The organism is Bradyrhizobium sp. WYCCWR15520 (genome assembly GCF_056174665.1).
Window position 1 is genome coordinate 188568 of record NZ_JBWBWM010000003.1, and the last position, 21946, is coordinate 210513.

At 60.6% G+C, this 21946-nt stretch carries 20 protein-coding genes and 1 tRNA gene; 9 read left to right on the forward strand and 12 right to left on the reverse strand.

Going from position 1 to position 21946, the window contains the following annotated elements:
• Positions 1–747, forward strand: coding sequence for a type 1 glutamine amidotransferase domain-containing protein (locus AC0QUY_RS04595; protein WP_475385942.1), 747 nt, complete (start codon positions 1–3; stop codon positions 745–747).
• A 57-nt stretch (positions 748–804) separates the two neighbouring features.
• Positions 805–1656, forward strand: coding sequence for a sugar phosphate isomerase/epimerase family protein (locus AC0QUY_RS04600; RefSeq protein ID WP_475385943.1), 852 nt, complete (start codon positions 805–807; stop codon positions 1654–1656).
• Positions 1657–1789: 133 nt separating this feature from the next.
• Here AC0QUY_RS04600 and aptA read toward each other — a convergent pair whose 3' ends face one another.
• Genes aptA through AC0QUY_RS04635 form a run of 7 tightly spaced genes read right to left on the reverse strand, consistent with a single transcriptional unit; the run spans position 1790 to position 9422 of the window.
• Entirely contained in the window at positions 1790–3121 is a 1332-nt protein-coding gene (aptA, locus tag AC0QUY_RS04605; RefSeq protein WP_475385944.1) for an omega-aminotransferase AptA, read from the reverse strand.
• A gap of 44 nt (positions 3122–3165) precedes the next feature.
• On the reverse strand, positions 3166–4230 hold the full coding sequence (locus AC0QUY_RS04610) for an ABC transporter substrate-binding protein (RefSeq protein WP_475385945.1): 1065 nt from the start codon (positions 4228–4230) through the stop codon (positions 3166–3168).
• Positions 4231–4274: 44 nt separating this feature from the next.
• Positions 4275–5333 carry a histone deacetylase family protein gene (locus tag AC0QUY_RS04615; protein WP_475385946.1) on the reverse strand — a complete coding sequence of 353 codons (1059 nt, stop codon included), beginning with the start codon at positions 5331–5333 and terminating at the stop codon, positions 4275–4277.
• A 7-nt stretch (positions 5334–5340) separates the two neighbouring features.
• Positions 5341–6231, reverse strand: a complete 891-nt coding sequence (locus tag AC0QUY_RS04620) for an ABC transporter permease (protein WP_475385947.1) — start codon at positions 6229–6231, stop codon at positions 5341–5343.
• The gene (locus tag AC0QUY_RS04625) at positions 6231–7070 is read right to left on the reverse strand and encodes an ABC transporter ATP-binding protein (RefSeq protein ID WP_475385948.1); all 840 of its coding nucleotides are present in this window, start codon (positions 7068–7070) and stop codon (positions 6231–6233) included. Before AC0QUY_RS04625 ends, AC0QUY_RS04620 begins: the two co-directional genes overlap by 1 nt.
• A 17-nt stretch (positions 7071–7087) precedes the next feature.
• Positions 7088–8671, reverse strand: coding sequence for a gamma-glutamyltransferase (gene ggt, locus AC0QUY_RS04630; RefSeq protein ID WP_475385949.1), 1584 nt, complete (start codon positions 8669–8671; stop codon positions 7088–7090).
• The gene (locus tag AC0QUY_RS04635; protein ID WP_475385950.1) at positions 8664–9422 is read right to left on the reverse strand and encodes an IclR family transcriptional regulator; all 759 of its coding nucleotides are present in this window, start codon (positions 9420–9422) and stop codon (positions 8664–8666) included. Before AC0QUY_RS04635 ends, ggt begins: the two co-directional genes overlap by 8 nt.
• Before the next feature lie 770 nt (positions 9423–10192).
• Here AC0QUY_RS04635 and AC0QUY_RS04640 point away from each other — a divergent pair.
• Positions 10193–10360 carry a hypothetical protein gene (locus AC0QUY_RS04640; RefSeq protein ID WP_475385951.1) on the forward strand — a complete coding sequence of 56 codons (168 nt, stop codon included), beginning with the start codon at positions 10193–10195 and terminating at the stop codon, positions 10358–10360.
• A 43-nt stretch (positions 10361–10403) separates the two neighbouring features.
• Here the strand turns inward: AC0QUY_RS04640 and AC0QUY_RS04645 are convergent, their stop codons facing one another.
• Positions 10404–11609, reverse strand: a complete 1206-nt coding sequence (locus AC0QUY_RS04645) for a saccharopine dehydrogenase family protein (RefSeq protein ID WP_475385952.1) — start codon at positions 11607–11609, stop codon at positions 10404–10406.
• 103 nt (positions 11610–11712) lie between these two features.
• Positions 11713–12360, reverse strand: a complete 648-nt coding sequence (locus AC0QUY_RS04650) for a helix-turn-helix domain-containing protein (protein WP_475385953.1) — start codon at positions 12358–12360, stop codon at positions 11713–11715.
• Positions 12361–12469: 109 nt separating this feature from the next.
• On the opposite strand from AC0QUY_RS04650, the gene AC0QUY_RS04655 reads away from it, so the two are divergent.
• The 4 genes from AC0QUY_RS04655 to AC0QUY_RS04670 all read left to right on the forward strand — a co-directional run bounded on the left by AC0QUY_RS04655 (position 12470) and on the right by AC0QUY_RS04670 (position 17925).
• On the forward strand, positions 12470–14503 hold the full coding sequence (locus AC0QUY_RS04655) for a hydantoinase/oxoprolinase family protein (RefSeq protein WP_475385954.1): 2034 nt from the start codon (positions 12470–12472) through the stop codon (positions 14501–14503).
• Positions 14504–14506: 3 nt separating this feature from the next.
• Positions 14507–16183 (forward strand): hydantoinase B/oxoprolinase family protein, encoded by a 1677-nt coding sequence (locus tag AC0QUY_RS04660; protein ID WP_475385955.1) that lies wholly within the window; start codon positions 14507–14509, stop codon positions 16181–16183.
• A gap of 39 nt (positions 16184–16222) precedes the next feature.
• Positions 16223–17431 (forward strand): ABC transporter substrate-binding protein, encoded by a 1209-nt coding sequence (locus tag AC0QUY_RS04665; RefSeq protein WP_475385956.1) that lies wholly within the window; start codon positions 16223–16225, stop codon positions 17429–17431.
• A gap of 95 nt (positions 17432–17526) precedes the next feature.
• On the forward strand, positions 17527–17925 hold the full coding sequence (locus AC0QUY_RS04670) for an aldehyde dehydrogenase family protein (protein ID WP_475385957.1): 399 nt from the start codon (positions 17527–17529) through the stop codon (positions 17923–17925).
• Positions 17926–18071: 146 nt separating this feature from the next.
• On the opposite strand, the gene AC0QUY_RS04675 is transcribed toward AC0QUY_RS04670, so the two are convergent.
• Positions 18072–18698: a TetR/AcrR family transcriptional regulator gene (locus AC0QUY_RS04675; RefSeq protein ID WP_475385958.1), complete on the reverse strand. Its 627-nt coding sequence runs from the start codon at positions 18696–18698 to the stop codon at positions 18072–18074.
• 33 nt (positions 18699–18731) lie between these two features.
• The gene (locus tag AC0QUY_RS04680; protein WP_475385959.1) at positions 18732–19154 is read right to left on the reverse strand and encodes a hypothetical protein; all 423 of its coding nucleotides are present in this window, start codon (positions 19152–19154) and stop codon (positions 18732–18734) included.
• A gap of 35 nt (positions 19155–19189) precedes the next feature.
• Here AC0QUY_RS04680 and AC0QUY_RS04685 point away from each other — a divergent pair, with 35 nt between their 5' ends.
• Entirely contained in the window at positions 19190–20215 is a 1026-nt protein-coding gene (locus AC0QUY_RS04685; protein ID WP_475385960.1) for a hydantoinase/carbamoylase family amidase, read from the forward strand.
• Between the two features lie 484 nt (positions 20216–20699).
• Here the strand turns inward: AC0QUY_RS04685 and AC0QUY_RS04690 are convergent.
• A tRNA-Ile gene (locus tag AC0QUY_RS04690) sits at positions 20700–20775 on the reverse strand.
• A 171-nt stretch (positions 20776–20946) separates the two neighbouring features.
• On the opposite strand from AC0QUY_RS04690, the gene AC0QUY_RS04695 reads away from it, so the two are divergent.
• On the forward strand, positions 20947–21912 hold the full coding sequence (locus tag AC0QUY_RS04695; protein ID WP_475385961.1) for a TAXI family TRAP transporter solute-binding subunit: 966 nt from the start codon (positions 20947–20949) through the stop codon (positions 21910–21912).
• Positions 21913–21946 lie beyond the last annotated feature (34 nt).

A 21946-nucleotide genomic window follows, 5' to 3' on the forward strand; every position in this document is an offset into this window, starting at 1 on the left:
ATGAGCGCGTCTCCGCAAGCCACGGCCTTCGACCGCATGCAGCAGCTAATGTCCTCTTCGCCGGTCCCATCCATTTCGACGGAACTGTTGGTGACGGCCGACGGCGAATTGAACCGAGAGCTCAAGAGCTTCCTGCTTAATCCACCTACAGATCCAAGTCTGCTCAAGGGCAAGCGCATCGCCATCTGCTGCACCAATGGCGTGGAGGAAGTGGAGATTCTGGGCGCTCATCGCTGGCTCACCGAGCACGGCGCCACAGTTCATGTTGTCTCGCCCCGCATAGGTGAGTTTCATCCCACGCTTGGCCTCCGCTTCCCGCCACAATGCGCCACCCATGTCCTCGCCATCCGCCTCATGGAAAATGCAGGTTGGCTGAAGATCGACCGCTACACGGACGAAGCGAGGGCTGAGGATTACGATGCCATGCTTCTGCCGGGCGGATGCTGGAATCCTGATGCGCTGCGCATGGACGAGCATGCGCGCGCGTTTGTGTGCGCCATGTATGAAGCGGGCAAGCCCACATGCGCCATCTGTCATGGCCAATGGGTTATGGTGAGCGCCAAGATCCTCAAAGGCAAGCGCGCCACGGCTGTGTGGAATATACAGATCGACCTCGAAAACGCCGGCGCTACAGTCCTGGACGAACCCTGCGTGGTCGACGGCAACCTGATTACGGCCCGTTTCCCTTATGACCTGCCGCGCCTGATTGACGCGATGGTGAAGCAGCTGGTGCCGGCAAGGGGCTAAGCCAGCGGAACTGGCCCCGGATCGCCTGCTGTGGGAAAGCTCGATGGGAAGGCGCGGATGAAGTACGGATTCAATCTGCTGCTCTGGACAGGGCATGTCACCGACGAACACGTGCCTGTGCTGGAGGCGCTCAAGAGGACGGGTTATGATAGCGTGGAGGTTCCGATCTTCGAAGGCACGATCGATTCCTACGCAAGGCTCGGAGAGCAACTTGCCAGGATGGATCTCGACGTCACGACCGCGAGCGTGCTGGGCGCGGGGCACGATCCACTCTCGGGCGACAAGATGGAGCGGCAGGCTGCGGTCGAGCGGGCCAAATGGGTCGTCGACTGCACCAAGGCGCTTGGAGGGTCGATCATCGCCGGCCCGATGCATTCCGAACTCGGTCGCTTCACCGGAAACGGGCCCACGGCGGATGAGCGCAAGCGCGGGATCGAATTCCATCGCCGCGCTGGCGACCATGCCGGAAAGCACGGCATCAGCTTTGCCCTTGAAGCGGTGAACCGATTCGAATGCTACTTCCTCAACACGATGGATCAGTTGGCCAGCTATCTGGACGAAGTCGATCATCCCGCAATCAAAGGGATGTACGATACATTCCATGCCAATATCGAGGAGAAGGACCCGGTCGCCGCCATAAATACAATCCAGCGGCACATGATCCATGTCCATATCTCGGAGAATGATCGCGGCACCCCGGGGAAGGGCCATGTGCCGTGGGGGCCCACCTACAAGGCGCTGAGGGCCGCAGAATATGATGGTAGGTTGACGATCGAAGCCTTCGGCCGCGCCGTTCCGGCGCTCGCCGCCGCCACCCGCGTGTGGCGCGACTTCTCCCCCAACGAGGAGGAGGTTTATGAGTTCGGGCTCAAGGGCATGCGGCAAGGCTGGGCCGAGGCCGGGTCCTGAATGTCAAGGTCTACCTCATCGGCACCTGTGACCGCTGACAAAAGGACGTCGTGCTCATCTCGGAAGCGCTGACGCGTCGTCCGGCGTACTAGCGCGGCTTCTCCGCCGCTACGTTGATGGCTGGCTCCTTATTTCACAATGTCTGAACGCCGTTCTTGATGCCGTCGGCGATCTGACCAATCTGCTCCTCGTTGATGATAAGAGGTGGCGACAGGATCAACGTATCGCCAAGGGCGCGAACAAAGATCCCGTTTTCGAAACAATGGTTCGCCACGGCCCGCGCCCGTTGACCGGGTGCATTTGGCGCAGATTCGATCTCTACGGCCCCAAGCAGGCCGAGGTTGCGAATATCGCGGACCACGCCGCCGGCGCTCCTGATGTCGTGAATGGCGGCTTCCCATTTCCCGGCGATGCGCGCGACTTTCTCGAAGATGCCTTCCTCCTGATAGACATCGAGGGTGGCAAGCGCGGCGGCGCAGGCAAGCGGGTGGCCGGAGTAGGTGTAGCCATGGGCGAACTCAACGGTGGCCTCCGGTCCCTGCGACATGGCCTCGTGCACATGATGATGAACCAGCACGCCTCCCATGGGGACGGCGCCGTTGGTCATTCCCTTGGCGCAGGTGATGAGATCCGGCGTGACGCCCAGAGCCTGCGCGGCAAAGGGCGCTCCCAGTCTACCGAAGCCGGTGACAACCTCGTCGAAGATCAGCAGGATGCCGTGCTTGCTTGTGATCTCGCGCAGTCGCTTGAGATAGCCTTTGGGCGGCGGAAGCACGCCGCCGGCTCCGGCGACGGGCTCGACGATGACGGCTGCGACCGTCGATGGGTCCATCGCGGTCAACAAGCCCTCCAGCGCATCCGCAAAGTCGACACCGTGCTCGGGCTCTCCCTTGCTGAACGCGTTGCGGGTGAGATCATGTGTGTGGGGCAGGTGTGATACCCCCGGAAGCATGACCCCGAACTGCGCCCGCTGCCATCCGATGCCCGAGACCGAGAGCCCGCCGAACCCCATCCCATGGTAACTGCGCTGCCGCCCTATCAGGCGCTGGCGATGACCTTCACCGCGCGCCCGGTGATAGGCCAGCGCCATCTTCAGGGCGGTGTCGACCGCCTCCGAGCCGGATCCGGCAAGGAAGATATGGTCAAACCCTTTCGGCACGATCTCCATCACTCGATTCGTGTAGTGGAATGCGAGCGGATGCCCGAGCGAGAAGCTTGATGCGTAATCGAGCTTGCCCGCCTGGTGGCGAATGGCCTCGATGATCTTGGGATGGCAATGCCCTGCGTTGACGCACCAAAGGCCGGCGATGGCATCGAGCACCTGCCGGCCGTCAGGGGTCCTGTAGTGCATCCCCTTGGCCTCGACAAAGAACTCCGGTGCCGACTTGAAGCGCCGGTTCGGGGTCATTGGCATCCAGTAGGCGCCAAGGTCGTTCGGAGGAATGTCGAGGTTCGCTTGCTGCATTTGCGTTACTCCAGTCCTTGTTTGCCGTGGACGGTGACCCGGCGTCAGCGCGCCGAGGCTTGCTCGGCCGACTTGATGTCGAGGTTCCTGTTGATGTCTCCGACCAGGTCGTTCGTCGCGATCTCCTTCGCTTCCATGGGCTGCTTGAGGATCTTCGCCCGCACCAGCCAGTCGACGTAGCTTTGGTAGATCTTGAGATCGCTCTCACCCCACTGCTCGCCTGGCTTGTCGAGCGTCCACTTCTCGGAGACGGTCTTGAGCAAGGTCGTGGTCCTGTCGAGTGCAGCGTCCGGAGTCAGTCCCGTCGGCACGACCTGGGGATAGACCTCCTGGAAGATGGCGGCGGCCTGGCGCGTATTTTTCAGAGTATATGCGACGCCCAGCGTGTATGCGCGCGCCAAGCGTACCAGCAGATCGCGCTTGTTCTTGACCGAGTCAGCGCTCGCCACGAGGCTATTAGCCGGGAAAGAGTCGATCAGTGGATCTTCGAGCATGCGCATGGGGACGCCGGCAAGGCCCATCAGCGTATATTGCGTGTCCCACTGGCTGACGGCATCGATCTCCTTGCGCTGGAGCAGGACGACGCTCTGTGCCGGCTGCCCTGATACGACGATGCGGATGTCGCGATCAGCGTCGAGACCGGCATCGGTGGCTGCCGACCGGGCCAGCACGACGCCTGCCGAGGCCATGGAGGTCACCCCGATTTTCTTGTCCTTTAGATCCGCATATTTCTTGATGGGGCTGTCGACCGGCACGGCGACGCCAAAAATGTTGCGGCGGTAGGCGGTGTAGAAGACCTGCGTCTTCACGCCAGTCTGCTGAAGGATCGCGACCGGTTCCGGGGTGGCGACGGCGGCCAGCACCTCGCCTGTCGCAACGTTGCGGACGCAGTCCGAAGATCCCGGAAAATTCACCAGTTCGACTTCGATGTCCTGCTGTTTGAACCAGCCAAACTTCGTGGCAACGGCGATCGGAGCGACCCCGTGTGTTATCACGCTCGTACACCAGCCGAGGCGCACTTTATCCAGTGCGAGTGCGGGCGAGATCGAGCCTATAACGGCAATCACCGAGCAAAGGGCGAGGCCAGCACCCAGGTGGCTATGACGCATGTTACTCTCCGGTTCTGTTGCACGTGGGATAAGGTGACATTTAGTCAAGTCCGTTTGTGTCGTGAGCAGAATGCACTGATAAAAGCGGCAGCGGCGTTCTCGGAGGCCTCCAGCGAATAGCCGCCCTCCTGCACGATGAGCGTCGGAAGCTGTAGATCGGCCAGCAATTCGCCGACTCGTGCAAAGGCGTCCGTTGAGACATCGAGAAGAGACAGCGGATCGTCACGGTGGGCGTCCCAGCCAGCCGACACCACGAGCACCTCGGTCTTGTGCGCACGTGCAGCTTCGACAAGCTTTCGGCAGGCATCGAGAAAGATTTCGTTGCCGCTGCCGGGAGCAAGCGGCACGTTGACGTTGGCGCCGTACCCCTCTCCCTCGCCGTGCTCGTCGGCGTAACCCGAGAAGTAGGGATAGTAGGTTGTGGGGTCGGTGTGCACGGATGCGAACAGCACGTCCTTGCGATCATAAAAGATCGCCTGCGTGCCGTCTCCGTGATGCGTGTCGAAATCAAGGATGGCCACTTTGCCTGCCCGCTTGCCGATGAGATCGGCGGCAATGGCAGCGTTGTTGAGGAAGCAGAAGCCGGAGGCGCGGTCGGTGAATGCATGATGTCCCGGCGGGCGGCAAAGCGCGAATGCAGAGGGAGCACCATCAATAACTGCGTGCGCCGCAGACAGCGCGGCCTGCGCCGATTCGTAGACCGCGCTCCAGGTGCCGGCGCCGATGGCGCAGTTGAGGTCGCCGATGTACCAGCCCGCCTGGGCGTTGACCACGCTGCAAGGCGGTCCGGACGAAGGGCGCAGCGCCGATCCCTTCCCGCGATACGGATGCGTGTTCGGCAGGACCTCCGGTCCCGCCTTGGGGTTGGCGGCCCATCGCGCGTAGCTGGAGGCGAGAAAGTCCACATAGTCGCTGCTGTGCACGGCTTCGATGGCGTCGCGGCCATGATCGGCAGGCGCCACTTCCTTCAGGCCGGCCTCGGTCAGCCTGCGGGCCAGTACTTCCAGCCGATCGGGGTTCTCGACGGGCGGGGTGAGCCTGCCGAGCAGCATGATCTGCTGGGGACGATGCTTAAGTTGACGATTTGAATAATAGACGTTCATGGCAAGGTCACCGCTGTGACGCGGGGAGCGCGCCGTCGGCTTGGCGCGTCTTCGGCTCGGCGGCGGCCGTGTCGGCGGCGGCTTCGGGGTCAACCCGCCCGGCGGCGGCTTCGGGGTCAACCCGTCCGAGACGTTCCCAGAACAGCACGCGGTGGCGGATCATGATCAGGGTTTGATTGAGTACGAGCCCGACGACCGCCAGGATGATCAGGACGGAAAACGATCCGGCGACGTCCATCATGAAATTCATGCTTTGCATCAGCATGCCGAGCCCGGCGTCCGCGCCGAGGAACTCGGTGACAACGGTGCCGATCAGCGACAGGGCCATGGCGATCTCGAGGCCCGCCATGATGAAGGGCAGCGCGCTCGGAAACCGCAGCATAGTGAATACCTGTCGTTCGCTGCCGCCGAGCGAGAGGATGAGATCGATGCGGTCCTTGTCGGCAGAGTTCAGTCCGGAGATCGTGTTGATCATCACCGGAAAGAAAGCCACCAGCGCCGCTGTCACAATCTTCGAAGTGACGCCGAGCCCGAACCACAGAACGAACAGCGGCGCGAGCGCGACCTTCGGCATCGACTGGAACATGATGATGTATGGGTAGATGAAGTAGGCGAAACGCCGGTTGAGCGCGACGGCGACTCCAAGTGCGAGGCCGAGGGATCCGCCAAGCGCAAAACCGGCGAGCACTTCAAACAACGTCACGGCGCCATGATAGAGATAGAGCCCGCTGGTCAAGCCGCGCCACAGCCCTTCGGCGACGGCGGATGCAGACGGCAAGATGAAGGCGGGAATCTTGAAGAGAAACGGGCTTACTTGCCAGATGACGAGTACGAGGCACAGCAGCAGGATGCTCAAAATACGATTCCTGGCGGTGTCGAGGGAGGAGAGGTCAGGCATCAGTCCATGGCTCCAGCTGTGCCGAAATGGGCGCGGATGCGGCGGACGTATTCGCCAAATGGCGGCGTGGCCATCATGTCGAGCGTCCGTTCACGAGGAAGGTCGATGTCTAGCACCTCCGCGATCCGGCCCGGCCGGGGCGTCATCACAACGACCCTGTCGGCGAGAAACACGGCCTCGGAGATCGAGTGGGTGATGAACAGGATGGTCTTGCTCTGGGCCATCCAGAGGCGCTGCAATTCAACGTTCATGTGCTCGCGAGTCATGGCGTCGAGCGCTCCGAACGGCTCGTCCATGAGCAGCATCGCCGGATCATGCACCAGGGCGCGCGCAATGCCGACCCGCTGCTGCATGCCGCCGGAGAGCTCGGCGGGATAGCGCTGTTCGAATTCACTCAATCCAACAAGCTCGATGAGCTCACGCGCCCGCGACAGATACTTCTTTCGATCAAGCTTCTGGACGTCGATTGGGACCAGCACATTGTCGAGAACGGTGCGCCAGGGAAACAGCACGGGTGACTGGAACACGACGCCGATGTCGTGCCGCGGCCCCTCCAGCTTGCGATTGCCGAACCAGACAGTTCCCGTGCTGGCCGGAATCAGTCCTGCGAGAATACGAAGCAACGTCGATTTCCCGCAGCCTGACGGGCCCACAACCGCGACGAATTGGCCGAGGCCGATGTCGAGCTTGATATCCTGAAGCGCGGTTACGACCGGCCCGCGACCGCCGAACAGCTTGCCGACCTCGTTGATGCGGATGAAGTCGCGCGTGCTCGATGCGACGGGCGGGCGGTGCTTGGGACCCGCTTCCGCGGTGGATGCACCTTTCAACAGCGTCATTGCTGACTTCCTTCCAACTAAAGAGCCAAGGACATTCCATCCTTGCGATGGTCGGACGCTCCGAACATGATTCCGCGGTGGTGATCGATCCAGATTGCTTGCGCCCCCCCGATCGGAAGATCGGACCAGACAACCGCGTGTCCGCGGCGGGCAAGTTCGTCGAAAGTAGCCTGCGAGATTGTTCTCTCGAGCGATAGCGTTCCGTCGAAGGCAAATGAACGCGGCTCGTCGCTCGCCGCCTGAATGTCGAGCCCGCGATCGAAAATTTGCGAGAGAAAGTGCGCATGGCCCGTGGCCTGGTAGTGGCCTCCCATCACCCCAAACGGCATGATCGGCTTGCCGTCGCGGAAAACCAGCCCGGGAATAATCGTGTGCAGCGGCCGCTTATGGGGCGCGATGACGCAGGGGTGCTTGGGATCCGTCCGAAATCCGCTTCCCCGGTTGTGCAGCAGAACGCCCGTCGTCGGTTCGAAAATGCCGCTTCCGAAAGGCGCGAACAGCGAATTGATCAGCGACACCGCGTTGAGGTCGCGATCAACAGCGCAAACATACACGGTGTCCTTGTGTTCGGTCAGGTCCCAGTGTTCGGGCAGCGAGGCCTTGCCGGGGTCGATGCTATCTGTGGTCCGGGCGGTAAAAGCATCAGAAAGAAACCGCGCAACCGGCACGTCGCCCTGCGTCGGATCGCAGAAGTAGGAATCGCGGACGCGATACGCCGCCTTGGTGGCCTCGGCAAGAAGATGGATACGATCCGCCTCGCTATGCCGGTCGTTCCCAAACGACAGATTTTCGACGACGCGCAGGATCATGAGGGCGGCGAGACCCTGTCCGGGCGGCGGACACTCGTAGACCTCGTATCCGCGATAGCGGGTCTCGACCGGCTCCACGTAGTCGCAACGATGCCGGGCGAAATCCTCCTCCTGATGCAGGCCACCAGCCTCGCGCAGTTTGGCGGTCAGGGCCTTGGCCACTTTGCCGGAGTAGAATCCGGCCGCACCCTCGCGACTGACGCAACGCAGCGTCTCGGCAAGCGCACGGTTGCGGAAGAGGTCGCCAATGGCCGGTGCGCGGCCGCCGGGGAGATAGGCGGCGCGGGTCGCCGGATCCACCGAGAGCTTCTCGATCTGCCGGCCCCAATCCCAGGCGACGCGAGGCGTCACCCGCATGCCTTCCTCGGCGAGGCGGACCGCGGGCGCAAGGACCTCTGAAAGAGGTTTTGATCCGTGGTCACGGTTAAGCGTGCACCACGCCGAGATCGCACCGGGTATCGTCACTGCGTGCGCGGAAGTCGGTGGAATTTCACGGATGTCGCGGTCTACATACCATTCGGCTTTTGCTGCGCCCGGGGCCCGCCCCGAACCGTCAAGCGCGATCGGCGCGGCACCGCCCATCGAGAACAGAGCGAAGCAGTCGCCGCCTATGCCGGTCATGTGCGGCTCGACAACGGCCAGTACGGCGATGGCCGCGAGGGCAGCGTCGACCGCGTTTCCGCCGGATCGCAGCACATCGAGGCCGGCCATGGACGCCGCCGGATGCGACGTGCAGATCATGCCGTTCTCGCCAACCGCCGTCGATCGGCCTTGCTTCGTGAAATCACGCACCGCCTGGAGCCTCCATGGAAATTTGCTGGGCGGCGCGCGCAAGGCGCGGCCCGATCTCATTCTCGAGCTGCGCGGCCGTGACCTCAGATGGCATTCCACCGCAATTGAAGGCCAGAACCGCGCCGTCCGCCGTCACCACGGGAGCGCCGACCGCATAGACATCCGGCTGACGGTCACCGAGAGACACACAGAAACCACGCTTGGCGATCGACTCGAAGGCCGCGTCGATGCGCGCGCGCACGCCGCGCCACTCGTTGCGCGGCCACTGCAGTCGGATCCGCTGCAACAATGCCTCGCGCTCGTCCTCTGCCAGGGCGAAAAGATAGGCGCGACCCATGGCCGAAGTCTCGATCGGCAGCCGCGAGCCAAGGTCGAACCTTGCCGGACGCATCTGCGGATGATGCGCCGTCTCGATGGTGAGCATGACCAATTGGTCGCGCATGCCGACCGATGCAGGCAAGCGCGAGAAATCCGCGATTTCCTGCAGGACGGGGCGGGCGGCGATGCGGTGGGGCATGCCGGCGAGCAGCGAATGGCACAAGGCGACGATACCGGCGCCAAGCTGGTAATGCCCAGTGCGGGGAACGATCGACAGGTAGCCCAGCGCGGCAAGTGTCTGGCTCAAACGCGAGATCGTCGGCTTCGACAGGCCTGTGCGCTCGGCCAGCTCGCTGTTGCTGAGTGAATTTTCGCCGGGCCTGAACGCCCGCAGCACGGCCAAGCCGCGTGCCACCGCCTGCACGAGCCGCACGTCGTCAGAGGATGCCTCCAACGTGCTGGTGCTGGTCTTCCGCTCGACGGCAGTTAGCCTAGCCATGGAACCCTTACTGCATATTTCAGAATTTAATTTCGCTCTCCGAAATTAATTGAGTCAAGTGCGTGTGAGCAAAAACAAGAGGCAAAGGCCGATGGGAAATCAGGCACGGTGACTTCAAATCGAAATGGGTCGAAGTCATTGCTCGCAACTGCGAGACAAAATCCGACCGGCATGGTCCCTTGTGAATGGAGGGGCTCGGGCGCGTCCGACGACATGCGGCCGCTCGGCAGCGGCAACGCGATGTTCTCAATCCTGCATCAGACGGTCTTCGTGCGGACGAAATCTTGGGCGTGTTTGGAAAATATGACAATTCCCCAACATCTTCAGTCGGCGCCAAGAACCAGGCGGACAGATCCGTACTCAGTGTGCGTGATGCGGAGCTACGCGGCTCGGTTTGGCAGGAAACTTGCGGCAATTTCGGTCCGGAATTCCGTTGCTGAACCGCTGCCTCGTCGTTCAGACAGGTCTCAATCGCGCGCAGCTGCGAAATGTCCGATCGTTTATTGAGTCGGCTTCAAAATTGCACAACTTCCAAGCTGAATACCGCAAGCCGCAGGCCTCTCAAGCCGCTTACGCGCGTTTTCCCATCCGCATCGCGCTTCTATCGCTTCGCGGCACCAGGGACACGACGGCGCACATGAGCTGGCCGCATCGATGCGACACCGGATCTAATTCCGATCATGTCGCCTTGCGGGTTCAAGAACTTGACCCTGGTCGCCGGATTCAACGGTCACGGCTTCGCGCTGGCGCCCGCCGTAGGGCAGGTCATTTCGGGTCTGATTCTCGATGGCATCGCGCCGCTCGATCTCGATGCTTTCCGATTGTCCCGGTTTTCCGAGGGGCGTCTGGATAGGCAATCCGGTGCCATGTGAGCTGAGTTGGAGGAATGCCCTTGAGGAACAATGGAGCCTGCCGCTACGCGGCAGGTTCGACGTCGATGTTTTCATGGACCTCGAAGTGGCGCCGCTGCAACTCGGCCAAAAAGGAGGGAACGTCGTAGTACTCTTCCGGTCCCCAGACGCCGGCTTTGCGCTCTTTCGACAGCAGCAGTTGTACGCCGATCGAAAGTCCCATCGACGTGCCGGCATCGACAAAACCATCGAACGAAGGATGCGGATGGCCGATCACAGCGAAATTCAGCGTGGTCTTCTTCCCTCCGCTCGTGCCGCGACCGATCGCGAGATGAATTTCGTGGCTCTGCTGTGCAGGAATGCGATGACGATTGGTGGCAATGTTGCGCGCGATCACAGCTTCGAGGAACTCGGCCGGCGTGATCTTGGCGTTTCCGACCTTGATCGGTTGATCAAAGGCTCCGAACCCGGCCTTGATCAATCCTGTCCAGGCTTCGTGCTCGCGGTGCGGCAAATGCAGCTTCCAGGTGAATTCGCGAATGCCCTTCTCCCGAATACCTTCCGCAAAGGGTACGGTGAGTGGTTCGGAGTGTTGGGTATACATGAATTCGGTGCGGCCCCACGGTTCGGGCAGGAGAAGTATTTCCTTCCCGGATTGCGGAGCGACTTCCTTCAACGAGCCGTCGAGGAATTGCATCGAGGGATTGGCATATTCGCCGAGAATGGTGGAGACACTGTAGGGCGGCACAAGAATCGGATTTTCCTCTCCGACCAAGGTAGCGGCCCAATAGAGATTGATGCAATCAATCGTATCCAGCCGCTCAGCCACTGCCTTGCAGATCATATTGGAGACGCCCGGATCGGCTCCAAGTCCCAACACGGCGGTGACGCCGGCCGCCTTCCACGCGTCATGTTGCTTCTTCTGTTGGACGGTGAAGACGCCCATTCCACCATAGTCGACGTAAGTGCGCCGGGCTCGCAGACACGCTTCGAAGATCGCCATCTGATGACCTGCGAAGGTGGGAACTGCGTTGATGCACAGGTCGTGTTCCTTCAGCAGCGCTGCCAGCTTCTCGGAATCATCGACATTGAGCTCGATGCCCCTGAGCCGTGGATCCGCAAGTTCGGCAACAAGCTTGCTGGCGCGCTCGGCAGCGAAGTCGGCCACTGTGATCAAGTCGATGGCTCGGGACGAGTAGGGTGCGACCAGGTCCCGCACCGTGCCGCTCGCCATGGCGCCGGCGCCACCCAGAACAAGTATTTTCGCCATCAGTTTCCCTTTCGTCTTGCGAAGCCTTAAGCATCAAATTTTTAGCTAAAGTGAAATTTAGCAGCCTGAGCGGTCGCAATGCAAAGGGTTTTTGGGGGGTGGATCAATAGATAGGCGGCGTGATGATCCAGTGGATGTAGGTCATCGTGGGGCCGGAATTGACGTAGCGGTGGGGCGTTTCCGAATTGAAGCTGAAGCTGTCGCCAGGATTGAGCAGATATCTTTGGGAGCCGAGGAAAAGCTCGAGCTGGCCATCGATGATGATCCCGAACTCCTGGCCTATGTGGCTGTCGAATTCGGTTCCTGACATGCCGCCGGGAAGGAGGTAGGCCACGAAAGCCTGTATTGGAGTCCCTTCGTCGGGTGTCATTATTTCCATGTGCATGCCGATACTGTCGAGATTTAGCACGCGTCTCATGTGCTTTCTCGTGATGTGACGGCTCTCGCCCGCATCTTCAGCGTCGGTCCTGGCGAAGAGGGAGCTCACGGAGACGCCGACAGCATCGGCGATCTGCCTGAGCGATCGCATCGAAGGTGTGGTCAGGCCCCGTTCGATCTGACTGATCAGCCCGATCGACAGTCCAGTGGCGTCCGCGACGTCCTTGAGGCTCAAATCTTTGCTCTTCCTGGCCTCCCGCAGAAGGCCGGCCAGGGCCGGATTGCGGGCCGGACTGCCCTTTGGGCTCGGCCTTTTCGGACCCGCTGGCGGGGTTAACCCTGACTTGCCCGCTTTTCGTTCGTCTCGCTTCATTTTCATTCTTGCTAAAATTTCAGTTTTCTGTCGTACTCCACCGGGAAGGCGAATTCCAGCCGGAACCGCCCGTCTGGCTGTCCACCCAGTGAAGTGCGGATTTGCATTGATGATCAAGATGGCGATCGAGGTCGGGGGTACCTTTACCGATCTAATTTGGATTGAAGGCGATGACGTCCGTTCGCACAAACTGCCCTCAACCCCTCATGATGCGTCGGTCGGTGTGATCGATGGTCTTTCACAGTCCCTTGGCCATAACCTTCCCAAGCTGACGCACCTGTTTCACGGATCGACGGTGGCCACCAACGCGGTCATCGAGCGGAAGGGATGCCGCGCGGCGTTTCTGGCGACCCGCGGCTTCCGCGATCTCTTGGTCTTGCAGCGACAGCTTCGTCCGAACGTCTACGCGATCGCCTGCAAGAAACCGGAGCCGTTGATACCCCTCAAGCGCTCCGTCGAACTGACCGAGCGCATGGACGTTTCTGGGCAAGCCGTTCTTTCACTCGACGAAGACGAATTGTGTCGGACGATCGACCAGTTGATCGAAAAGGAAAAGCCGGAAGCGCTTGCGGTCTGCCTGCTGCACTCCTACCGGAATCCCGAGCACGAGCAGACAGTGCGGAGGATCGTGAACAAACGCTATCCGGATCTACCCGTGGTGCTGTCGTCGGACGTGCTGCCGACATTCCGCGAGTACGAGCGGGCGTCGACAACGGTGATGGCGGCCTATCTGGTGCCGCTGGTCGGTCGTTATCTGCGCCGCCTCGAGGATCATCTCGGCGAGCGCGCGCCCGGCAGCGGTCTATTCGTGATGCAATCGTCGGGCGGTGTGCTTCCGAGCTCCGGATCGCATGGCCGGGGCGTCGAGATGCTCAATTCGGGGCCGGCGGCCGGCGTGATCGGGGCGACGCGGATATCGGACGTCATTGGTGATCGCAACGTCATTACGCTGGACGTAGGCGGAACGAGCGCGGACATCTGCCTGATTGCGAACGGTGTTCCCGGCATTACTGCCGAGACGGAAGTGGACGGACTGCCGGTCGGTCTACCCAGCGTCGACATCGCAAACATAGGCGCAGGCGGTGGCAGCATCGGGTGGATCGACGAAGGCGGAATGCTGCAGGTCGGGCCCCGCTCGGCGGGCGCAAAGCCGGGCCCTGCCTGCTACGGACACGGCGGCAGCGCTCCTGCCTTGACCGACGCGCTGGTGCGCCTTGGATGGATCCGGCCGCACCGTTTTCTCGGCGGCAGGATGACATTGCATCCGGAAAAATCCGACCAGGCGCTGAAGACGCTTGCTGAACCGCTCGGCCAGACCGTCGACGAAATGGCCCAGGCGATGGTCGAAATCGGCACCGCGCATATCAGCCAGGGAATTCGCCTCGTTTCGGTTCAGCGCGGCCACGACCCAAGGGATTATTCGCTCTACGGCTACGGGGGCATGGGGCCGATGATCAGCGCGCTCGCTGCTTCCGAACTAAAGATACGCCGCGTCGTGATTCCACCTTATCCCGGCTTGTTCTCCGCACTGGGTCTCCTCGTCGCCGACGTCAAGCGAATCTACCGCGAGACCCGATTCTTGCCCGTGGATGGCGAAAGCCCCCGGACAATCGCAAGCACATTCCGCCAAATGCACCGCGAGCCGGAGTCGGAGTTCGTCAAATACGGCTATGCGGCAGAAGATATCGTCTACGAATACGCGCTCGAAATGCGTTATCAGGGGCAGGGCTTCGAGCTGTTGACGACGATCGACCTGAATCGCCTCGATCACGAAGGCGTCACTTACCTTCGCGAAGTGTTCGGCGCCGCTCACCAAGCCCGCTACGGCTCGACTTCCCGCGCCGCGCCGATCGAAATCGTGACATTCCGTCTGACCGCGCACGTGCCGACGCCTTCAACGGTGCTGAACTCGTTGACCCAGATGAGCGAAGAGAAAAGCGAGGCAGAAATCGAGAAGGGGCAGATCACCTTCGGAGGCGGAAAAGTCGCGTGTCGATTCGCCTGGCGCGGCAGTTTGGCCCCGGGCTCGGTCGTCAAGGGCGCCGCAGTGATCGAGGAGCCGACAGCAACAACGTTCGTACCGCCGGGATGGATACTCACCGTCGACAAGACCGGCGCGCTCATTCTCACGCCGGAATCCTAGGTCATGCGCACGAATCTCAATCAAGCGACCTTCAACATCATCAGCCACGGGCTGCACGGCATGGCGCAGGAAATGGGCGAGAAGCTAGTGCGATCGGCCTATTCAACCATCATCCGCGAAGCCAGGGACTGTTCGACATCCTTTCTCGATCGCAATGGCCGCATCATCGCCCAGGCACAGTTTTGCCCGATCCACATGAACTCCTTCGGCAAGGTATTTGAGGCTTTTGCCGCGAAGTTCGATCTCTCGACCATCAAGCCAAACGAAGGTCTGATTACGAACGATCCCTATCACGGTGCCCAGCATCTCAACGATATCGTTCTATTCACACCGGTTTTCTATCGTGACAAGTTGCTGGCGTTTAGCGCATCGCTCGGCCATCATATCGATGTCGGAGGCGGCGCGGCCGGCCCCAACGCGAGCGCCACCGACGTGTTCTCGGAAGGCCTGCGTATCCCGCTATGCCGGTTCGACGTGGATCGCGATCTCGGCGACGGCCTTCTGGAACAATTCATCAGAATCAACGTCCGCCCGCCCGACGACGTTATGGGCGATATCTATGCACAGCTGGCCGCCAATCGGACTGGTCAGGCTCGCTTCATAGAGATGCTCGATCGATTCGGCGAGGAGACGGTGCTGGCTGCGGCGCGCGATCTTCAGGATTATTCCGAGCGGCTCGCCCGCGACGCCGTGCGCGCAATTCCTGACGGGGTTTATCGCGCTGAAGATTTTGTCGACGACAACGGATTCACAGCGGATCCATTACGGGTTGCCGTCAAAATTACCATCGATGGCGACGAGATCGAAATCGATTTCGACGGCAGCTCCCCGCAAACGAAGGGAATGATCAATTCACCGCACGCATCGACAGTATCGGCGGCCTATGGAGCAATTGCGATCTTGCTGGGGGGAGGGCGCATTCCGGTGAATGACGGTCTCTATCGGCCGATCCGTTGCGTGAAAGTACCTTATGGATCGTTTCTCAATCCTAGCCAGCCCCTGGCGGTAAGGGCCCGCAACAACGCATGCCATCGGGTCTACAATTCGATCATGCTCGCGATGTCTGAAGTGGTTCCGGACCAGGTACTGACGTCCGGTCACGATACGACGAACGCGATCGGCATGGGTCATATGGGCTCCGATCGATACCGTGTCTACATGGAGGTCGTCGGTGGAGGGTGGGGCGCCTCGGCCGGCTCGGACGGCGCGGACGTCGTCGATGGCTACGTGGGAAATTGCTCGAACGTACCTGTCGAGTCGCTCGAGGCCGATTACCCCTTCATGCGTGTGGAGGAGTACGCGCTGCGCCGCGGCTCGGCCGGTGCGGGGAAGCGTCGCGGAGGCCTGGGTGCGCGACGGGTATATCGCATCATGGATGATGGCGTAACGTTCAATTCCTACTCCGATCGTTTCAAGATACCGCCATGGGGATTGTTCGGCGGCAAGTCCGGCGCGAAATCCCGGTTTGTCGTTGAACGCGATGGCGAGCAGATCACGCTTCCGTCGAAAGGCAACACGGAGCTTCAACGGGGCGATCGTCTCGTAATCGAGACCGCCGGCGGAGGCGGATATGGCGATCCACGGGATCGCGATCCCAGGCACGTTCGGGACGATTGTGAGCAAGGTCTGGTCATGGCGGAAGACACCTCCGCGATGATCGATCGAAGCATCGTCCGATGAGATCGACGGGGCGTTTTCACCAACGATGAGGCATCACCCATGATCATTCGGTACTGTGTCGGTATGAGCGTTGTGGCTTTGCTGGGGCTTTCCACTATCGTGCCCTGCGACGCCAAGATCGAGAAGAATGTCGTCAAGATCGGGATCCTTAACGATATGAGTGGCCCCTATGCCGACTTGGGTGGTCCGGGCTCTGTGGTCGCTGCCCAGATGGCTGTCGATGATCTCGGAGGAGCTATCAATGGTGTGCCCGTGCAGATCATGTCTGCCGACCACCAGAACAAGGCCGACGTCGGATCGGCAACAGCACGTCGTTGGTTCGACGTCGACGGTGTCGATGCCATCGCCGACGTGCCGGTCTCGTCTGTTGCCTTGGCAGTGCAAGAGGTCGGCCGACGGGCTCGTCGCATCACGCTGATGCAGGGATCGACATCGGATCTTTCCGGGAAGGCCTGTTCACCCTATAGCACGGCGTGGCAGGACGACACCTATGCCTATTCGAAGGCCTCCGCACAAAACACCGTAAAGAATGGAGGCAAGACCTGGTTCTTCGTAGAAGCCGATTATGCGTTCGGCCATGCGTTGGAACGGGACGTCACGGCATTCATAACCGAAGCCGGCGGATCGGTGGTTGGAGTAGCGCGACATCCAATCAATACTTCCGACTTGAGCTCCTTCCTTCTGCAAGCGCAGAGCTCCAAGGCTCAAGTCATCGGACTTCTGAACGGCGGGGCCGATTTGATCAATTCGATCAAGCAAGCCAAGGAGTTTGGCATCACCGACAGCGGACAGAAGCTGGTCGGATTTCTTGTGTATCTGACGGACGTCCACAGTTTGGGCCTGGACGCGACGAACGGATTGCTGCTTTCCGAAGGGTTCTATTGGGATCAGAACGACGTAGCTAGGACCTGGTCGAAGCGCTATTTCGAAAAAACCAAGCGAATGCCGACGAAGGAGCAAGCATCTGTCTATGCGTCCATCACGCACTATCTGAAAGCAGTGAAGAGCGCTGACTCAGTAGATGCGGATGTGGTCGCGGCGGAGATGCGAAAGGCTCCAGTCGACTATTTCGGCAATGCCGGCTCGATTCGCGTCGACGGCCGGGTTCTCTATCCCATAACGTTGTACCAAGTGAAATCCCGCAGCGAATCAAGGGGAGCTTGGGACTACTATAAAGCGGTCGGAAATGTAGAGGCAGATCGTGCGTTTCGTCCGCTCAACGAAGGCGGCTGCTACCTGGTCAAGTGAGTTCAACCTACCGGCATTGGCGGATCCTGTGAAGGCAATCGGGCAATGCATCCGCTCTGGCAACCACAGGACTCCGACCTGCCGGCTCTCACCGAATGCGGCATGCGCGTTCTGGCTGCCGTCGGACTTGCAGTGAATCTTGGAGCAATGCTTTCGATTTGGCTGGCGAGCTAGATCGGACCGGCAGTCCAGTTTGTTGCGGCGCATCTCGTAAGCGTCCGAAGCTCGATCAGGGAGACAAAGTGGTGAGATTTATTGGTCATCATGTCGGGGGTCGACACTTTACCAGCAAAGGTTCGCGCACGCAGGCCGTGTTCAATCCCGCGACTGGCGAACAAACCGGGGTGTTGTCTCTGGCAAGTAAGACTGATGTCGGCTGCGCAGTCGAGATTGCATCGAACGCATTCGAAGCTTGGGCTGATACCGCGCCGCTCCGGCGCGCAAATCTGCGATTTTGTACCCAGGATTTTCCACGCTGGTTCGCCCCATGGTAGCGGTGCCAGCCAGTGTGGCGAATTGCGGTTGAAACCAATTACAGTACAAGCGTCGCGTTCGAAATTGCGTGCTCGGCATTGCATCTCCGGTGATCGAGTTCCATTCACTCAAACCGTACCATGCGCGATGGGTCGGGCCCATGGAGCTAGCGAATGGCCAACAATGCTTCCTGCCGCAGTTGCTGCGAATATTGCTTCGCCCCAAATATGAGCGCCTCGATCACCTGATTGGACCGCGTGCGGCTTGGTTTCACCAATTCCTGAAGAATCAGGCCGTCAATGCCCGCGAGTATGAAGCGTGCCAGCGAGGTACAGCCAGCGGTCGAAAGTTCCGGCTTTTCGGATTTGCTGGTTAGTTGATCCCGGTAAAGCCGCAGGTAGGCCTCGTATTGCTGATCAGCGAGCCATTGGGCCCCCTCACGCAAAGCGTACAGCGTCAGCTCGTACTGTACGATCTGGCGAGCGCGCGACTGCATGATGGATCGCCAGGTGCCGCGAATGAGAATCTCGATGCGCTCGTCGAGATCGGGCTCGGTGCCAGCGCGATCTTCCCGCAGTCGCTCGGCGATCTCGTCGATCAGCGCCTCCAGCACAGCGACGAGCAACGTGCTCTTGCTTTCGAAATGATAATGCAGCGTCGCAAGCTGAACATTTGCCTCGGCGGCAATGCCCCTGGTGGTGGTTCCGATAACGCCGGTCTTCTCGAGAGCTTGCAGCGCGCCCTGGATGATTTGGGCCCGCGTTACGTCGCTCTTCGTCCTCAGCTTTCTCATGTATCCGATGTTTCTGCGAAGTGCGTTGGGCTGTCAAATGCATCCTGGCTGCATGTCAGCAACTTGCCTCAAAATTGGTCGCTTGACTAAATTTGGTCGCTTGACCAAAATGTTGAATGGCATAGGTTTGGATGGGACGGTCGAGAGACCGGCGAGCGGATTCATAGCTTGAACGAACACGTCCATCTTCAACAGGAAACGACGAAGACTTTCGCCGCGCAGTAGTGCGGCGCCGCGCCTGCGCATCGCAATCGAGAAAGCTGCAAATACGGGAAGCAAGAGATGATCAGAGTGGACGGCGAGCGCCTGTGGTCGGATCTGATGACAATGGCGGCTATCGGCGCGACCGCGAACGGCGGGTCGTATCGAACGGCCCTGTCGGATGCCGATCGTGATGGACGCAATCTGTTCGTCCATTGGGTGAAAGAGGCGGGGCATGACTGTCACGATCGACAAGATCGGTAATATCTTCGCACGTCGGAGCGGCATGGATGACAACCTGCCCGCCGGTCATGGTGGGCAGTCACCTCGACACTCAGGCGCCCGGCGGGAAGTTCGACGGCGTCTTGGGGGTATTGGCCGGTTTGGAAGTCGTGCGGACCCTCGACCGTGCCGGCATTCGGACGCGCCGTCCCATCGAGGTTGTGAACTGGACGAATCAGGAGGGGGCGCGTTTTCCACCGGGGGTCGTCGGCTCGAACCTGTTTGCCGGCCGAACTACGCTGGAGGCTCTGCTCGCCACCCGCGACCGAGCCGGCATCTTCATGGGCGACGAGCTCAAGCGCATCGGATATGCGGGCGAGGCGGAGGTAGGACGTCGTCCCGTAGACAGCTACATCGAATTGCATATTGAGCAAGGGCCGGTTCTCGAGGCCGCCGGCGTCCAGATCGGTGCGGTGACGCACACCTCCTACCAGGGCGGCGGCATCATCGAGATTCTCGGCGAGAACGGCCACTCTCAGACCACCCGAATGTCGAAACGACGCAATGCCCTGGTCGGCGCCGCGAAAATAGTGCAGGAAATCGAACAAGTCGGCATGGCCCAGGAGCCGCATGGGATGGCCAGTGCGACGGTCATCGATATCTGGCCAAACAATCGCATCAATATCCCGCACAAGGCAGTCGTTCAGTTCTTGACGGTGCACGCAGAAGCGGGCGGGCGCGACGGCATTCTCGACGGCATCGAACAGTTGGAGATGGTTGGGCGAGAGCATCGATTAAGCGTGTCATTCTCGCGCAATCCGCAGCGTCACCGCTTCGAATTTCCGAACGAACTCGTCGAGATGACTGAAAAGGTCTCCAGGCAACTCGGCTACACGTCAATGCGGCTGCCGACATGGACCGCACATGATGCGCTCAACATGCATGTGGTATGTCCGACAGCGCTGATCTTCGTGCCATGCCGCGACGGTATTTCGCATAGCGAGTTCGAGTGGTGCGAACCCGACCACGCCAAGGCGGGTGCAGATGTTCTTGCCAACATGGTGCACGAACGAGCCCAACAGCCCAGGGATTGAGGCCGGGGGCCGGTCGGGCTGGCCTGACGTCCTACAGTAGATTGCTCAACGTCCCAAATGGTCGATGAGGCCGTGACATCTAGTTGGGTTCGGTCATTTTGTTGAACAGCGTGGGCCGCGTCCAGATCTTGCCGACACGGACGTAGCCAATCCGATAAGTACCTGTGTTTAGCCTACGCTGCCAGTTTGAGCGCTACGCGTTATCATGCGCATCCGCCTTGTGGACATCGCCGATGTGCACGTTCCGCTTGCAGGTTCTCGACCGTCGAAAGGCTATTCCGACCACAGGAATGCAACCCCCCTTAAGCTCCGATTCCGAAATTGCCGCCGAATCTACGATCACATTGAGAGATCGTAGTCAGATCGAAGCCAAAGAAGTAGCTTGAGAACAGCTGAAGCAGGCGCTCGGCGCAACGAAGTGAGGCATTTCTGGTGCGGTGGCCAACTGGCCGTGAAATGAAAAACAGCTAAGTCCTTGATTTACTGGTGGGCCCGGCAGGACTCGAACCTGCAACCAGACCGTTATGAGCGGCCGGCTCTAACCATTGAGCTACAGGCCCCGCCGCGGAGCGGCCGCGGGAAGGGCGGCCGGCAACGGTGCCGCCATCGTTTACAGGCATGACAGCGATACGGCAATGCCGGGTTGGGAGCCAAGAACAGGCTTTCATCGGGCCCCGCGCTTGCCTACAACCTCCATTGCATCATTCGTCACCGAACGCTTGAGGCTAGAAATGAAATTCGCTGGGATCGTCTGGGCCGGCCTGCTCCTGTTCGCCGGCGCCGCCGCGGCGCAGGAGGGAGGCAAGGCCATTACCAAAACCACAATCAGCCTGGGGACCGCGACGCCGGGTGGTGGCTTCCCTGTTTATGGCAATGCGTTCGCGGAAGTCATGAACGCCGCCGATCCGGCGCTCTCGATCGAGCCGCGCAACACCAAGGGCTCCAACGAGAACATTCCGCTGCTGGAATCCGACCAGCTCGACATCGCGCTGATCGCGGGAGAGCCCGCCTACGAGGCCTTCATGGGCATCGGCCGGCCAGCGACAAAGCTGAAAATCCTGACCGCGATGTATTCCAGCCCCGGCATGTTCGTGGTGCGGGCGGACAGCCCCTACAAGACGATCAAGGATCTGGTCGGCCAGCCGGTCGCCTTCGGCGCCAGGGGCTCGGGCCTGCCGATCCTGTCGCGTTACATCCTCGACGGCATCGGGCTGAAGCAGGACGAGGACTTCAAGTCGATCTATCTCGACCGTGCCGGCGACGGTCCGGCCATGGTGCAGGACGGGCGCGCCGCCGCTCTGTGGGGCGCCGGCATCGGCTGGCCGGGTTTTGCCGCGATGGCGCAGGCGCCCGGTGGCGCCCGGTTCATCGCGCCGGACGCGGCCGAGATCGCGCGCGTCCGCGCCAAGCACACCTTCCTCAAGCCATTGACGGTCCCGGCCAACAGCTATCCAAACCAGACGGCAGCGATCGATTCCATCGGCTCATGGAGTTTTGTGCTCGCCCGCGAAAGCCTGCCTGATGACGTTGCTTACCGCCTCGCGCGCACGCTGCATGCGCAGGAGGCGGCGCTGTGCAAGAAGCTGCCGCAGGCCTGCGAGACCACGGCCGCGAACACCGTTGCCGCCGCACCGAATGCGGCGCTGATCCATCCCGGGGTGATGAAGTATTTTAGGGAAGCAGGAATAGTGAAATAGGCGAATAGCGAGTGGCGAATAGCGAATGGTTCGC